The sequence below is a fragment of the Halomonas sp. KM-1 genome (assembly GCF_000246875.1).
Classification (GTDB): Bacteria; Pseudomonadota; Gammaproteobacteria; order Pseudomonadales; family Halomonadaceae; genus Halomonas; species Halomonas aerodenitrificans.
This window is the reverse complement of the sequence record NZ_BAEU01000103.1, coordinates 1-13,730: the sequence shown is the minus strand read 5'-3', so window position 1 is coordinate 13,730 and position 13,730 is coordinate 1. Positions and strand designations below refer to the sequence as shown.

Here is a 13,730-nt window from a genome sequence, read left to right as displayed (position 1 = left end):
GGTATCGGCGCGGCGCTGATGCAGGCCGCCATCGCCTCGGCCCGCCGCCTGGGCCACGCCCAGGTCGAACTGGCCGCCCAGACTCACGCCCTCGCCTTCTATGAAAACCTCGGCTTCACAGCCTATGGCGAAGTTTTCCTCGACGCCGGCATACCGCACCGCAACATGCGCCTTTCCCTGATCGACTAAACCCCCTCCTCCACATTGGAAAAGGCGAAATTCGACTACAGGATTCAGGCGTAAAGCCATGCTCTTGTAGTCGAACTACAACCCTCCCTGCCCCCAAGTGATGATTGTGAAGCTCAGTCTTCATGCGGCATAGTGATACCAAGGCGAAGTTAAAACGATCGTTCGATAACGTTTGCAATGTGTCGAAAACAGTAAGCGTCTTAACGTTCAGCTGAGTTCGACCAACGCCGTAGAGACAAGCAGGACGTTCTGGTTGACTCTGACATGACTTCGCAGGTGCAGCATAGGCCGGACAGCCCGGTCGAATGCCGCCAACTGACGAGGCAGCGAGCGCCGCCGCATGGCAATCGACGCCGAAGACCCCACCTCAGATCGGAAGGATGGCAACATGTCATACAAAGACGACATCAAGGCACTGGCTCAACTGCGTGAAGCCCAGCAAGGCAAGTGGGCCAGCATCAGCCCCGAGAATGCCGCCCGCATGCGTGCCCAGAACCGCTTCAAGACCGGTCTGGACATTGCCAAGTACACTGCCAAGATCATGCGCGAAGACATGGCCGCCTACGATGCCGACAGCTCCCAGTACACCCAGTCGCTGGGCTGCTGGCACGGTTTCATCGGCCAGCAGAAGCTGATTTCGATCAAGAAGCACTTCGGCACCACCAAGCGTCGCTACCTCTACCTCTCCGGCTGGATGGTCGCCGCCTTGCGCTCCGAGTTCGGCCCGCTGCCCGACCAGTCCATGCACGAGAAGACCTCCGTTTCGAGCCTGATCGAAGAACTCTATACCTTCCTGCGTCAAGCCGATGCCTGGGAACTGAACCACCTGTTCCGCGACCTGGAAGAAGCCCAGAAGGCAGGCGACAAGGCGAAAGCCGAAGAATTGATCGCCAAGATCGACAATCACGAGACCCACGTGGTGCCGATCATTGCCGACATCGATGCCGGTTTTGGTAACGCCGAGGCCACTTACCTGCTGGCCAAGCAGATGATCGAAGCGGGCGCCTGCTGTATTCAGCTCGAGAACCAGGTCTCCGACGAGAAGCAGTGCGGCCACCAGGACGGCAAGGTCACCGTGCCCCACGAAGACTTCCTGGCCAAGATCAATGCCGTGCGCTACGCCTTCCTCGAGCTGGGCGTGGACGACGGCGTGATCGTCGCCCGTACCGACTCTCTGGGCGCCGGCCTGACCCAGAAGATCGCCGTGACCAAGGAGCCGGGCGACCTGGGCGACCAGTACAACAGCTTCCTCGATGGCGACGAAATCACCTCGGCTTCCGACATCGACAACGGCGACGTGGTGATCAAGCAGAACGGCAAGCTGGTCAAGGTCAAGCGTCTGGCTTCCGGCCTCTATCAGTTCAAGCCCGGTACCGGTGAAGACCGCGTGGTGCTCGACTGTATCACCAGCCTGCAGAACGGCGCCGACCTGCTGTGGATCGAGACCGAGAAGCCCCACGTCGGTCAGATTGCCAACATGGTCAACCGCATCCGCCAAGTGGTGCCGGACGCCAAGCTGGTCTACAACAATTCGCCCTCCTTCAACTGGACGCTCAACTTCCGTCAGCAGGTATTCGATGCCTGGGAGAAGGAAGGCAAGGATGTCTCGGCCTACGACCGCGCCAACCTGATGAGCGCCGAGTACGACGACACCGAGCTTGGCAAGCTGGCCGACGAGTGGACCCGCAACTTCCAGCGCGACGCTGCCCGCGAAGCCGGCATCTTCCACCACCTGATCACGCTGCCGACCTACCACACCGCCGCCCTGTCCACCGACAACCTGGCCAAGGGCTACTTCGGCGCCGAGGGCATGCTGGCCTACGTGGCGGGCGTACAGCGCCGCGAGATCCGCGAGGGCATCGCCACGGTCAAGCATCAGGACATGGCCGGCTCCAACATCGGCGACGACCACAAGGAGTTCTTCCACGGCGAGGCGGCACTCAAGGCCGGCGGCAAGGACAACACCATGAACCAGTTTGGCTGAGCATGGCGCTGCGGTAGAACGACTGGAACCCTTGGGAGGCCTCGCGCCTCCCTTTTTTCGTTGCGCCATCCGGCGAGCCGCCTGCACTTGCACAATATTTACCCCTTTTTCTGCTGCTGTGAGCGGCACTTGCAGCATTGGGCTATGGTCAAATGCAACATGAATGGCTAAGCTAGCCAGTTAGCAAACAGTGTTTCTCTAAACAATGGCAAAGACGATCCCCAAAGTGACATCGGCTTGCCCTCAGGAGGTGTACATGAAGCGTCTTCTTCCCGTGCTGGCTCTCGGCATGCTGACCCTGGCCGGCTGTGCCAACACCTCGACCATGGGCGGCGATGTCTACCGCGGCACCCAGGCCGGGACTTCCCAGACCGTGACGTTCGGCAACATCACCGCACTGCGCCAAGTGCAGATTCAGGCCGACAGCCGCGCGGGCGGGATCATCGGCACCGGCGGTGGTGCCGTGGTCGGTGGCCTGCTCGGTCGTCAGGTGGGCGGTGGTTCCGGTCGGCAGCTGGCTACCGCAGCCGGCGTGATCGGTGGCGCCGTGGCGGGTAGCGCCATCGAAGAGTCGACCAACCGTGTTCGCGCCTGGGAAATGGAGATCCGCCGCGACGACGGTCAGAACGTGGTGATCGTGCAGAAAGCCGACCGCCCGTTCCAGGTCGGCCAGCGGGTGCGCATGATCGGCAGCGGCGCCAATGTCACCGTAGCCCCCTACTGACAGCTCGAGACAGCCAGTCCAAGGTTCTTTCTCAACGCCCTTTCTCAACGTAAAACGCAACGAGCCCGCGGCATCGCCGCGGGCTCGTTGCGTTCGATGAGAAATTAGTGGAAGTTGGCCCGGCCCATAGCCCAACACACCAGCTTCCAGGCGATAAAGCCCAGCAGAGCGATCACGATCAGGGTCAGCAGCATGTCGATGGGACGCACCAGCGTGGTGGCCCCCAGTACGGCAAGTGCCACGCTCCACACCCAACGGTTGCCGTCATCGCTCTTGATGACACGTGGCACCACCTTGTTCAAAGCAGCGCTGACGGTCGCCTCCCACAGCTTGATGCTGAAGAACAGAATAAGGGCAAAGGCAATCAGCCAGATCACGATTTCGGTCATGGGCACGGCTCCAATCAAGGTTGATAGAAATGGGACGGAAATTTTGGGTCACGCTAGGGTAGCCGCGAGGCTCATGCCGCGCAACTCGACATAAGAGCGTGAACGGAACTCAGGTCGAGCCGGCCAAAGCTGAAAAAACCGCATCCCCCCTGACAGCTCCGGCCTCGCGCGTTACCATGGTTCCTACATGCACTCACCGAAAGGTTCATCAATGCAGATTGCGCAGAATTCAGTCGTCGCGTTTCACTACACCCTGACCAACGATGCAGGTGAAGTGCTGGACAGCTCGGAAGGTCGTCAGCCGCTGACTTATCTCCACGGCGCCGGCAACATCATTCCCGGCCTGGAGAAGCAGCTGGAAGGGCGTGAAGCTGGCGAAAAACTCAATGTGACCGTCTCCCCCGAGGAGGGTTACGGCGAGGTGCAGCCGCAGCTGGTGCAGGAAGTGCCGCGTGACGCCTTCCAGGGCGTCGAGGCCGTCGAGCCGGGTATGCAGTTCCAGGCCCAGACTCAAGGCGGCCCGCTGATGGTCACCGTCACCAAGGTGGAAGGCGATACCGTCACTGTCGACGGCAATCACCCGCTGGCCGGCCAGAAGCTCAACTTCGACGTCGAGATCGCCAACGTACGTGAAGCCAGCCAGGAAGAGATCGAGCACGGTCATGTGCATGGCGAAGGTGGCGTCGAGCACTGAAGCAGCGCTTCGCGTTCGAACGAACCATCCCAAAGAGGGCAGCCCCGGGCTGCCCTCTTTGTCTTTCTACCCACGCCTGCTCTTGCATTGGCCTGCGCAGCGCGCCCACCGCCACTCTCCAAGTACCACCACTCTGAAAGCACCATCACTCTTCGAGTCGCCGTAAGGTCCGGTAGCCGCCCCACAGCCGCGTGGCGGTGGTGATCAGGCACGCCACGGCAAACAGCGTGGCCAGCAGAGCGAAATGCTGGGGCCATAGACAGAAGAGCACGAAAGCCAGAATGGTTTCCGTTCCCTCGGTCAAGCCATGCAGATAGTAGAACGCCTTGCGCTGAAAGTGCGGCCGCTCGAGCCCGTACCGGGTAGCCATGATGGCAAAGGCCAGAAACGACGTTCCGGTACCGATGAAGGCAAACAGCAGGAAGGCGGCTGCCAGCGCATTGGCCGCTGGATCGGCCAGGGCGAACCCCAGCACCACGGCGGCATAGAAGACGAAGTCGAGGCCGATGTCGAGAAAGCCCCCGGCATCGCTCGTCTTGCCCGTGAGCCGTGCCAGGGCGCCATCCACGCCGTCTCCGATTCGATTGACCAAGATCGCGGCCAGGGCGGCCAGATAGAGCTCCCACGCCAGCATCGGCAGGCTGAGCATGCCGATGCCGAACGACACCAGCGTCACCTGATCGGGGCGGACGCTCATGCGCTGAAGCCCTCTTGCCACGACCTGCAACGGGGGCTGCGCCAACGGCATGGTCCAGCGGTCAAGCACCCTTGCTCCTCCTCTCAGACGACGTTGGCGATGACGACTCGGCCACCGCACTCCGGCCTTCCCCTCGCCGCCAGGCGAAGTAGCGCGCCAACCAGTGCAGCAGCCGCTCGGGCTTGTGCGCATTCTTCCATATGCCGGCCGTGGCCTTGGCCGCCTCGGACCAGGTGGGATACGGATGAACCGTGCCCAGCAGCTTGTTCAGCCCGATACCGTGGGTCATCGCCAGGGTGAACTCGGCCAGTAGCTCGCCGGCCCCCTGCCCCACCACGCTGGCACCGAGAATGCGATCCCGGCCCGGCACCGTCAGCACCTTGACGAATCCTTCGGTACGCCCCTCGGTAATGGCCCGGTCCAGCTCGGCGAGGGAATAGCGCGTGACTTCGAACTCGACGCCCTGGCGGCGCGCCTCGCGCTCGCTGAGGCCAACCCGGGCTACCTCGGGTTCGGTGTAGGTCACCGCCGGCAGCGCCCGGTAGCTGACCCGGAAACGCTTGAGCTCACCGAACAGCGCATTCACTGTAGCGTGCCAGGCCTGGTGGGCACTGGCATGGGTCAGTTGGAACGGCCCGGCCACGTCACCGCAGGCCCATACGTTGGGCAGCACCGACTGCAGGGTCTCGTCCACCGCCAGGGTGCCATCGGAACGGGTCTCCACCCCCAGCGCCTCGAGCCCGAGGCCGCTCACGTTGGCCTGGCGCCCCACCGCCACCAACAGGCGATCGAACGGCAGCCGGTGCACCTCGACCACTCCCGAGGCGAGACGACGCTCCACCTCCAGCACATGAGCGCCATCGGCTTCCGTTCCCGGTTCGACACGCAGCGCCCGGGTGTCGAGCCATAGCTCGATACCCTCGCTCACGAGGCGCTGGCGCAGCAGGTCGGCGGCATCGATATCCTCCCGCGGCAGCAGTTGGGACCCCATCTCGACCAGGCTCACCCGGCTGCCCAGGCGGGCGAAGCTCTGTCCCAGCTCACAGCCGATGGGGCCCCCGCCCAGCACCACCAAACGCTCGGGAAGGGTCTCGAGCTGCCACAGATTGTCCGAGGTCAGCACCTCGATGGCCTCGAGACCGGGCAGCGGCGGCACCCTGGGTCTCGCCCCGCTGGCCACGATCACGTGTCGGGTGGTCAGCACGCGCTCGCCATCGACTCCGCTGACCCGCACGCGCCAGGGGTCGTCGAGCCTCGCCTCCCCCGCCAGCACCTCGACCCCGAGGCCCTCGTAGCGCTCGCGGCTGTCATGGGGCTCCACGTCACGTATGGCACGCCGCACGTGCGCCATCACGGCGCCGAAGTCGACACGAGGTTCGCCAGCCTGGATACCGTAGCGGCCGGCCTCACGCACCTCCACCGCAACCCGTGCCGCACGTATCAGCGCCTTGGACGGCACGCAGCCGGTATTCAGGCAATCGCCTCCCAGGCGGTCGCGCTCCACCAGCGCCACCCTGGCCTTCACCGCCGCCGCGATATAGCTCGCCACAAGCCCCGCAGAGCCGCCGCCGATCACCACGATATCGTAGTCGAAGCGTGTCGGGCGCGAATGGCGTAGCGCCAGCCGACGACGTTTGACGATGGCCACTAGGCCCCGCGCCAGCCAGGGGAACAGGCCGATCAGCACGAACGAGCCGATCAGGCCGGGCGAGAGGATGTCGGAGAGCGACTGCAGATTGCCAAGCTCGCGCCCGGCATTCACGAACACGGCCGTACCCGGCAGCATGCCCAGTTGGCTGACCCAGTAGAAGGTCCACAGTCGCATGCGGGTGAGCCCCACCACCAGGTTGATGACGAAGAAGGGAAACAGCGGAATCAGGCGCAGGGTGAAGAGGTAGAAGGCGCCCTCACGCCGAATGCCCGCATTGATGCGCTCGAGCTGCGGAGCAAAGCGCCTCTCCAACGGCGCCCGGGCCAGGGTACGGGCGATCAGCGCCGCCAGCGTGGCGCCCAGGGTGCTGGCGAAGGAGATGATCAGCAGCCCCCAACCGAACCCGAACAGCGCCCCGCCTAACACCGTCAGCAGCGTTGCCCCGGGCAGCGACAGCGCGGCCATGAGCACGTAAAGTATGAAGAAGCCACCCACGACCATGATCGGCTCTTCGGCCAGCCAAGCCTGGAAACGGGCCTGCTCGGCTTGCAGGTTGGCCAGGGTCAGCAGTTCGTTGGCACCGCTCAGGAAGAAAAGCGCCACGAGGGAGAGAAGTACGAACAAGAGTGCTAGACGGCGACGCGTCACAGGGTGGCTCCCGAGGCAGTGTCTTTAAACAAGGTTATCCGGAACCTCGGTCGCTTGACAGCTTCCAACCTTACACAACGATACGAACCACAAGAGGCGAACCGTCATGATCGGGATACGAAGCCTGGCCCTGGCTGGCGTGGTGCTGTTGGCGCTGCCCTGGGCAAAGGGCATGGCCAGCAGTGAGACCGCCACCGCCGTATTCGGCGGCGGCTGCTTCTGGTGCGTCGAGGAGGCCTTCGACAAGGTAGAGGGCGTGACCGCCACGACTTCCGGCTTCAGCGGCGGGCACGTCGAGAACCCCAGCTACCAGCAGGTGGTGGCCGGCAACACTGGCCATGCCGAGGTGGTCCTGGTGGAGTACGACCCCGAGGCGGTCGACTACGCCACGCTGCTGCACGTGTTCTGGCGCAACATCGATCCATTTGCCGTCGACCGTCAGTTCTGCGACGTGGGCGAGGCCTATCGCAGCGCGATCTTCTACGCCAACGAGTCGGAGCGCGAGCTGGCCGAGGCCACCCGCGACGAACTCGCCGTGCGCTTCGAGCGTGACATCGCCACCGAGATCTCCCCCTTCGAGGTCTTCTACCCTGCCGAGGAGTATCACCAGGACTACTATCGCAAGAATCCGGTGCGCTACAACTACTACAAGGCGGCCTGCGGGCGCGAACGCCGCCTGGAGCAGGTATGGGGCGACGAGGCCGGCGGCCTAGCGCAGCGCTGACAGGCGCTCGAAGCCTCGCTCGCCGCGCCATAGCCACAGCGCGATGGCGAACGTCAGGCTGAGCAGCAGCCAGGAGCCGATCGCCACGCCGAACCAGCCGCCACGCTGCCAGAACGGCTCCAGCCACAGGCTGCCGAGGCTCGCTCCTAGATAGTAGAACACCAGATAGAGCGCCGAGGCGCTGCCCCTTGCCCGCTCCGCCTGACGACTGACCCAGCTCGACGCCATGGAGTGAGCGAGAAAGAAACCCACCGCGTTGACGGTCAGGCCGGCGATGATCCAGGGCAGCGAATCGGCCAGGGTAATGAGGGTCCCGGCCATCAGGATGAGAATGCCCAGCGCCATGCAGGCCGGCTGGCTGAAGTGGCGTGTCAGGCGGCCGGAGAGCGCCGAGCTGAAGGTTCCGCCCAGGTAGGTCAGGAAGATCATCCCCAGCCAGCGGGCGCTGAGCCCGAACGGCTCATCGGCCAGGCGGAAGGTGATGTAGCTGTACTGGTTGATGAAGATGAGAAAGTTGATGCCACCCAGCAGATAGGCCGCCAGCAGCAGCGGATGACGCAAATGCCCACCCAGATCGGCCAGGGCGCCACGCAGCTCGAAGCGCCGCGGCTTGAACTGGCGCGGCGCCGGCAGCAGCTTCCAGAACAGGGCCACCCCCACCAGGGTCACCAGCCCCACCGCCAGAAAACCGGCACTGGCACCGCCGAACTCGCCGATGCCACCGCCGATCAGCCGCCCACCGATGCCCCCCAGGGTGTTGGCACCGATGTAGAGCCCCACGGCCGCCATCAGCGCCGGCCGATCGAATTCATCGCCCATCCAGGCAATGGCCACCGCCGGCAGCCCACCGAGCACGAAGCCCTGAACCAGGCGCAGCGCCAGCAGGGTTTCGAAGTTGGGCGCGAAGGCCAGGCCCAGCGAACAGAGCCCGGTCAGCAGCAGCGTCACCCGCATGATGCCACCGCGGCCAATGGCATCGGACAGAGGGCCGAACACCAGCAGCGCCCCCGCCAGGGCCAGCGTGGCAACCGACATGATCAGGCTCACGGCCAGGGTCGAGACGCCGTAGGTCTGGCGCAGATCCGGCAGCAACGGCTGCGGCGCATAGAGATTGAAGAACACCAGAATGGAGCCGAGACAGAGCGCCAGTGTGGCACGCCACCAAGCGGGGGAACGCGCGGATATCATGCCGGTTTCCTGAGTGGGAAAGCTTGGCGCTTATGATCCGCCATGGCTTATGATAAGCCAAACAGAATAAAAAGATCGTAGCCATCTATTATTCTTATCACCGTTCTCACGCTCGCTCTTATCAGGAAGTGCCATGGCCCTGCCCTTCGATCTACGCGCCCTGCGGGTCTTCGTCACCGTCGCCGACCGCGCCGGTTTCAGCGCTGCCGCCCGCGAGCTTCACGTGGCACAGTCCGCCATCAGCCAGACGATCGCCAATCTCGAACGCCAGTTGGAGCTGATCCTGTTCCACCGTCACGAGCGTCGTATCGCCCTGACACCGGAAGGAGAGGAGCTGTACGCCCATGCCCGCGAGCTGCTCGAGCGCGCCGAGAGCACCCACTTGGCCATGCGCGAGCTGCACGGTCTGGTCAAGGGCGAGGTACGTATCGGCATCCCTTCGATGCTCGGCTCCTACTACTTCCCGCCGCTGCTGATGGGTTTCAAGGCACAGCATCCCGGTATTCGGCTCACCGTGGTGGAAGCCGGCGCACGCCGGCTGCAGCGCATGATTGCCGCGGGCGAGCTGGACTTGGGCGTCGTGGTCGACGACGAGCAGAGCCGGCCCATGGAGCGGCGGCATCTGACGCGTGAAGAGATGGTGGTCTGCGTGCCGCGCACCCACGCCTTTGCCAGGCGCCGCAGCGTGACGGCGGAAGAGTTCTTTCAGGAGCCGCTGGTGCTGTTCCAGGACGGCTACTTTCATCGCGAGTTCGTCGAGGCCCTGTCGCGCCAGACAGGGCTCACGGCTAACGTGGCCTTCCAGTCGAACCTGATACCTCTGACCAAGGCCATCGTGCGTCAGGGCTTCGGCATCACCACCTTCCTGCGCCGGGTGGTGGATGAGCCCGGACTCGCGGCGGTCTCCTTCGCCAACCCGGCCTGGCTCGACCTGTCACTGGCCTGGGCGCAGGACGCCTATCTGTCGCGGGCGGAGAGCGCCTTCGTACAGTACGTCATCGCTCACCGCGACGCCTTGTAAGAGTGAAGCGCCAGCGCTCGGCCATGCTGCGTTAAAAATCGGCGCGAAGTTGTCATTTACCCCAGTAAACTCCGCCTTCTTGCCGATTTTTGCCTTGCCTGGCCATCGCACTGACGCTTCTTGAGGGGTAGGCAGAGATGCTTCTCAGCCTTCGCCCGGTTCGGTGACGCGCTGTGCCAGCGTGGTCGGTTCCAGGGTCCGGCGTGCCTGCCAGTAATAGCGCTGCCAGTAGCTGTTGCCCAGCTGCGAGAGCTTCACGCCCCGGGACGTGGAGGCGTGTAGGAAGTAGCCGTCGCCGACGTAGATGCCCACGTGGTCGTAGCGGCCCGGAGGACGGAAGAAGACCAGGTCGCCGACCTGCAGCTCATCGCGGGAGATCTCGGTGCCCTGCCGCACCTGCTCGCCGGTAGAGCGCGGCAACTGCAGGCGGAAGGTTTCGCTGAAGATCGTCTGCACCAACGCCGAGCAGTCGATCCCGTTGCGACCGGTACCGCCGATCCGGTAAGGGGTCCCGGCCCAGCGCTCGTGCTGCGCCAGCAGCGCTTCGCGGATCAGCTCGGGCGGCGGGTTGTGCAGGCTGCTGACCCGGAGGATGGGATTGTCCACCGGAGACATCATCGGATTGAAGGAGGACGACATGCCGGGCAACTGTCGTGCAAAGTAGTCGTCGGGCGCCTCCAACGACGTTTTCGATGGGCCAGCACATCCGGACAACAACGCCAACAATACACCGAGTAGAGCGATACGACTCGATCCCGTGGCTACCATCTTGCGAGGTCCTCGTTTCCCTGAGCCGCACGCATGCCCGGGTCGAGCAAGAAGCTCTACCTGACTGCCCGAGAGGATCGCTGTGGTAGTGGTGCTTGGCGACGTGTCGCCCGTACCACTGCCAAAGCGGCCTTGCGCTGGCTCGCGATTTGGCCGTTTCCAAGCTCCCTCAGCGGGGAGCCGGTTCAATAAACTTGCTGACTATAAACCACACTTCCTGACCAGAGCGAGCCCTAATGTAGCGTTTTGACATCGCCCGGTAACGTGTCGATATGCATAGGCGCCCAATGGCGCGGTCTCGCCCCGGGAAAGTCCAGGCTCGCCCAGGGACCGGTCAGCGGCGGCGCCCCCGAAAGCCATGCCACCAGGGCCTGGCGGAAGCTGCCCAGAAAGGCATCCCGCTCGGGGGTCTCCCCCATGAAGAACGAGAAACCGGCGTAGAGCCCGCTGGCATAGGCCGTCCAGCTACCGTAGTGTACCGCGGCCAGCCCATGGGCCCGATCCAGCACCTGGCTGAAGGCGTCGTCGTCGAGCCAGCCCAGCTGTCTTCCGGCAATGGCCAGATCCACCGCCTGGGCCACATCCCAGGCGGTCATGTCCAGCTCATTGCAGCCATCGGTATTGTCGCGTACCCGCTGCAGACGCAACAGGTGGTTGCGATCCTCTTCGCTGCAGTCGCCGCTCTCCAGCATGGCGATCTCCGACGCCAACCGCTGGGTATTCAGGGTATAAGGGGCGTAGTTGATCTGATACTCCTGCCGATCGCCCGCCTCGAGCAGGAAATCCAGAAATTCGGCAAGCTCGCGGCGCCCATGCAGGCCGTAATGGCTATCGATCCACTCCCGAATCGACACCGCCTCGCGTTCGCTTTCCACATGCGGTTCACTCCAGGCGGCATTGTTGAGCGGCCCTACCAGTGCCATGGACGTGAAGCGCGACAGCGTGGGGCGAGGCCCCGGCTCCTGCCACTGGGATGAGTGCCAGTCGAGCCAGTGGAAGGGGCTGCCCGGATCCTCCAGGTGCCAGCGGATCTCATGCACCAGCGGCGGATGCTCTCCTTCAGGCAGCAGCGCCTCCCACTGAGCCCAGGCCTCCAGCAAGCGCCGGGCATCGGGATAGAAGCGGCACAGAGTACCGCGCAGCGCCTCGGCCAGCGTCTCCAGCGCCTGGGAATCGAATGCCTCGCTGTCCATGGCCATCTGCAGATAGAAGGCATACTTCTCGGCCATGTGAATGGTCGCCGCATGGCGACTGCCCTGCCTCATCGCTTCGAGCATGGCCCTGTCGGCGGAATTGGGCCGACCGAACGGCGTCTCGGTGTCGGGCAAAATACCGTGGGCGGCATCGGCGGCCAGTTGATTGAGGTGATGTGCCTGTGCCGGCAGCCAGTAACGAGTGAGCGCTTGCACACCCTCGTCGGGGTGCAGGCCGAGGGTCTCTTCGAGATAGCGCAGCGCATCGCCGCGCCGCTCGGCGGCTACCGCCGCGGCGACGCCTTGGCGCATGCCGAACTCGGGCTCGCGTACCGCGGCCAGTGCCAGCACCCAATGCCTGGGTGAGCGCCGCCAGGCCATTATCGCTGCACGCGATGTCTCTCGCTCCGCTTCGCTCATCAACTGTTGCAACGGCATACGCCAGGGGCTGACCGGCGAGTTGAACAGCAACCCCCAATCGCGCTGCATGTCACCCAACCGGTCGCGCCCTTCGAACAGACTGCAGCCGCGCTGGTAGGCCCGCGCCAGTGCCGACCAGTCGCTGTAGCGGCGCAGCACCAGATCGGCGGCATGCGCGGCCAGCTCCTGGGCCTCGGCGACGCTCAGCCAGCCGGCACAGGCGCCGGCCCAGGCCAGATCGACCATGCGCAGCCAGTCCCAGGCGGCCCACTCGAGCGGCTCACCGTGCTCGATGAAACCCAGCAACACCTTGCCATAGTCACGCTCGCCAGGTGCAAGACCGGCAAGCCACTCCTGGCGTTCGGCACTCGAGGCCGTCAGCAGGCGAGCGGCATCGAGATCCCAGCCCTGCCGGTGCCCGTATCCCGCCAGCCACAGCAGGGTCTGGATCGTCCCTTCGCGACCCTCGAGCTGCCAGTAACGCTCCATCCATTCCGCCACGCCGGGCCAGTCGATGGCGGCGGGTGGAGCCTCCAGCACCGGAGAGAAGGCCGCCCGCAGACGCCAGATGCCGGCATGTTCCTCGTCGGCCCAGAGTGAAGGGCGCGGCTCCTTGCGCCGTTTGGCCACCCACGCGGTCAAGGCGTCCCAGGTGATGCCATCGCCGTCGCGCTCGAGTGCCGCCAGCGCTTCACAGGCTTCCCAGAAATCGTCGTCACCGCGCACCCAGCCCTCGGCGCTCTTGGCGTGGCGCAGCGCCTCGAGCCATTCCGCGAGGCTGTCGTAGCGGCTGGCGATCTCCTCGGTCACCCGCATCAACCAGCCGCGCAGGCGTGGCTCGGTCAGCCACTTGGCCGACCCCGCCAGGGCGAGCAGCTCCAGTGCAGCCAGCAGCCGGGCCGGGTCGGCCGTATCGGTGCCGAAGGCTTCGATGAGCCGCCAGCCCAGCTCGCCGCGATCGGCCACGCCCAGTGCCTGCAGCCTGGCGCTGGCCGCTTGGGCATCGATCATGTTGGGTTCGGGCTCGAAGGCCCAGTCGCACAGGACCAACTGCTGAGCCCACCAGGCGAAAAGGGGATCGACCAAGTCTCACCTCGACGTTCAACCAGCATAAGAAGGAGCGGCGTCGCCTCTCCCGGGAAACCGGCGCCTAGTGTAGCGGAAAGCGCCGCGCGCGCCGATGACCTTGGCGCGGAAAAAAGCTCATGACGCAAGCTTCCAGGTCTTGGCGATGCGTTTTAAATAATGCACACTCAGCAGACAAGATAATCAACACTGGAGCTCCCATGTCCCTCCCTGCCGACATCTTCAGCGACAAGGCCTTCATCGGCGGCCAGTGGCGCGACGCCGAGCGGCGATTCGACGTGACCAACCCCGCCAACGGCGAAACGCTTGCCAGTGTGCCCGACCTGAGCGCAGACGACGCGCGCGACGCCGTGG

The 13,730-nt window shown here is 64.3% G+C and carries 12 protein-coding genes; 6 read left to right on the top strand and 6 right to left on the bottom strand.

Annotated elements, in window-relative coordinates:
• From B8115_RS10730 to B8115_RS10720, 3 genes are all read left to right on the top strand, one after another.
• A partial coding sequence (locus tag B8115_RS10730) for a GNAT family N-acetyltransferase (RefSeq protein WP_010627800.1) occupies positions 1-189 on the top strand: 189 nt, incomplete at its 5' end.
• A gap of 388 nt (positions 190-577) precedes the next feature.
• Positions 578-2,173, top strand: coding sequence for an isocitrate lyase (locus B8115_RS10725; protein ID WP_010627799.1), 1,596 nt, complete (start codon positions 578-580; stop codon positions 2,171-2,173).
• A 256-nt stretch (positions 2,174-2,429) separates the two neighbouring features.
• Positions 2,430-2,897: a glycine zipper 2TM domain-containing protein gene (locus tag B8115_RS10720; protein ID WP_010627798.1), complete on the top strand. Its 468-nt coding sequence runs from the start codon at positions 2,430-2,432 to the stop codon at positions 2,895-2,897.
• Positions 2,898-3,001: 104 nt separating this feature from the next.
• Here the strand turns inward: B8115_RS10720 and B8115_RS10715 are convergent, their stop codons facing one another.
• The gene (locus B8115_RS10715; RefSeq protein WP_010627797.1) at positions 3,002-3,286 is read right to left on the bottom strand and encodes a hypothetical protein; all 285 of its coding nucleotides are present in this window, start codon (positions 3,284-3,286) and stop codon (positions 3,002-3,004) included.
• A 211-nt stretch (positions 3,287-3,497) separates the two neighbouring features.
• Between B8115_RS10715 and B8115_RS10710 the strand changes: the two genes are divergently transcribed.
• Positions 3,498-3,980, top strand: a complete 483-nt coding sequence (locus B8115_RS10710) for a peptidylprolyl isomerase (protein ID WP_010627796.1) — start codon at positions 3,498-3,500, stop codon at positions 3,978-3,980.
• Positions 3,981-4,125: 145 nt separating this feature from the next.
• Here the strand turns inward: B8115_RS10710 and B8115_RS10705 are convergent, their stop codons facing one another.
• Together B8115_RS10705 and B8115_RS10700 are read right to left on the bottom strand one after the other, a co-directional pair.
• Positions 4,126-4,746, bottom strand: coding sequence for a CDP-alcohol phosphatidyltransferase family protein (locus tag B8115_RS10705; RefSeq protein ID WP_026038044.1), 621 nt, complete (start codon positions 4,744-4,746; stop codon positions 4,126-4,128).
• Positions 4,739-6,976 (bottom strand): FAD-dependent oxidoreductase, encoded by a 2,238-nt coding sequence (locus tag B8115_RS10700; RefSeq protein ID WP_010627794.1) that lies wholly within the window; start codon positions 6,974-6,976, stop codon positions 4,739-4,741. The genes B8115_RS10705 and B8115_RS10700 overlap by 8 nt, the downstream gene beginning before the upstream one ends.
• A gap of 106 nt (positions 6,977-7,082) precedes the next feature.
• Here B8115_RS10700 and msrA point away from each other — a divergent pair, with 106 nt between their 5' ends.
• Positions 7,083-7,700, top strand: a complete 618-nt coding sequence (gene msrA, locus B8115_RS10695) for a peptide-methionine (S)-S-oxide reductase MsrA (RefSeq protein WP_010627793.1) — start codon at positions 7,083-7,085, stop codon at positions 7,698-7,700.
• On the opposite strand, the gene B8115_RS10690 is transcribed toward msrA, so the two are convergent.
• Positions 7,686-8,888 carry an MFS transporter gene (locus tag B8115_RS10690; protein ID WP_010627792.1) on the bottom strand — a complete coding sequence of 401 codons (1,203 nt, stop codon included), beginning with the start codon at positions 8,886-8,888 and terminating at the stop codon, positions 7,686-7,688. The two genes, msrA and B8115_RS10690, sit on opposite strands and share 15 nt — an antisense overlap.
• Before the next feature lie 133 nt (positions 8,889-9,021).
• Between B8115_RS10690 and B8115_RS10685 the strand changes: the two genes are divergently transcribed.
• On the top strand, positions 9,022-9,909 hold the full coding sequence (locus B8115_RS10685; RefSeq protein ID WP_010627791.1) for a LysR family transcriptional regulator: 888 nt from the start codon (positions 9,022-9,024) through the stop codon (positions 9,907-9,909).
• 144 nt (positions 9,910-10,053) lie between these two features.
• Here the strand turns inward: B8115_RS10685 and B8115_RS10680 are convergent, their stop codons facing one another.
• Both B8115_RS10680 and B8115_RS10675 read right to left on the bottom strand, forming a co-directional pair.
• The gene (locus tag B8115_RS10680) at positions 10,054-10,590 is read right to left on the bottom strand and encodes an NlpC/P60 family protein (RefSeq protein ID WP_010627790.1); all 537 of its coding nucleotides are present in this window, start codon (positions 10,588-10,590) and stop codon (positions 10,054-10,056) included.
• Positions 10,591-10,910: 320 nt separating this feature from the next.
• Positions 10,911-13,376 (bottom strand): DUF1266 domain-containing protein, encoded by a 2,466-nt coding sequence (locus B8115_RS10675; protein WP_010627789.1) that lies wholly within the window; start codon positions 13,374-13,376, stop codon positions 10,911-10,913.
• Between the last annotated feature and the right edge of the window lie 354 nt (positions 13,377-13,730).

Coding starts and splice junctions, on each gene's coding strand:
- B8115_RS10725 (WP_010627799.1), top strand. CDS start 578: ATGTCATACAAAGACGACATCAAGGCACTGGCTCAACTGCGTGAAGCC.
- B8115_RS10720 (WP_010627798.1), top strand. CDS start 2,430: ATGAAGCGTCTTCTTCCCGTGCTGGCTCTCGGCATGCTGACCCTGGCC.
- B8115_RS10715 (WP_010627797.1), bottom strand. CDS start 3,286: ATGACCGAAATCGTGATCTGGCTGATTGCCTTTGCCCTTATTCTGTTC.
- B8115_RS10710 (WP_010627796.1), top strand. CDS start 3,498: ATGCAGATTGCGCAGAATTCAGTCGTCGCGTTTCACTACACCCTGACC.
- msrA (WP_010627793.1), top strand. CDS start 7,083: ATGATCGGGATACGAAGCCTGGCCCTGGCTGGCGTGGTGCTGTTGGCG.
- B8115_RS10690 (WP_010627792.1), bottom strand. CDS start 8,888: ATGATATCCGCGCGTTCCCCCGCTTGGTGGCGTGCCACACTGGCGCTC.
- B8115_RS10685 (WP_010627791.1), top strand. CDS start 9,022: ATGGCCCTGCCCTTCGATCTACGCGCCCTGCGGGTCTTCGTCACCGTC.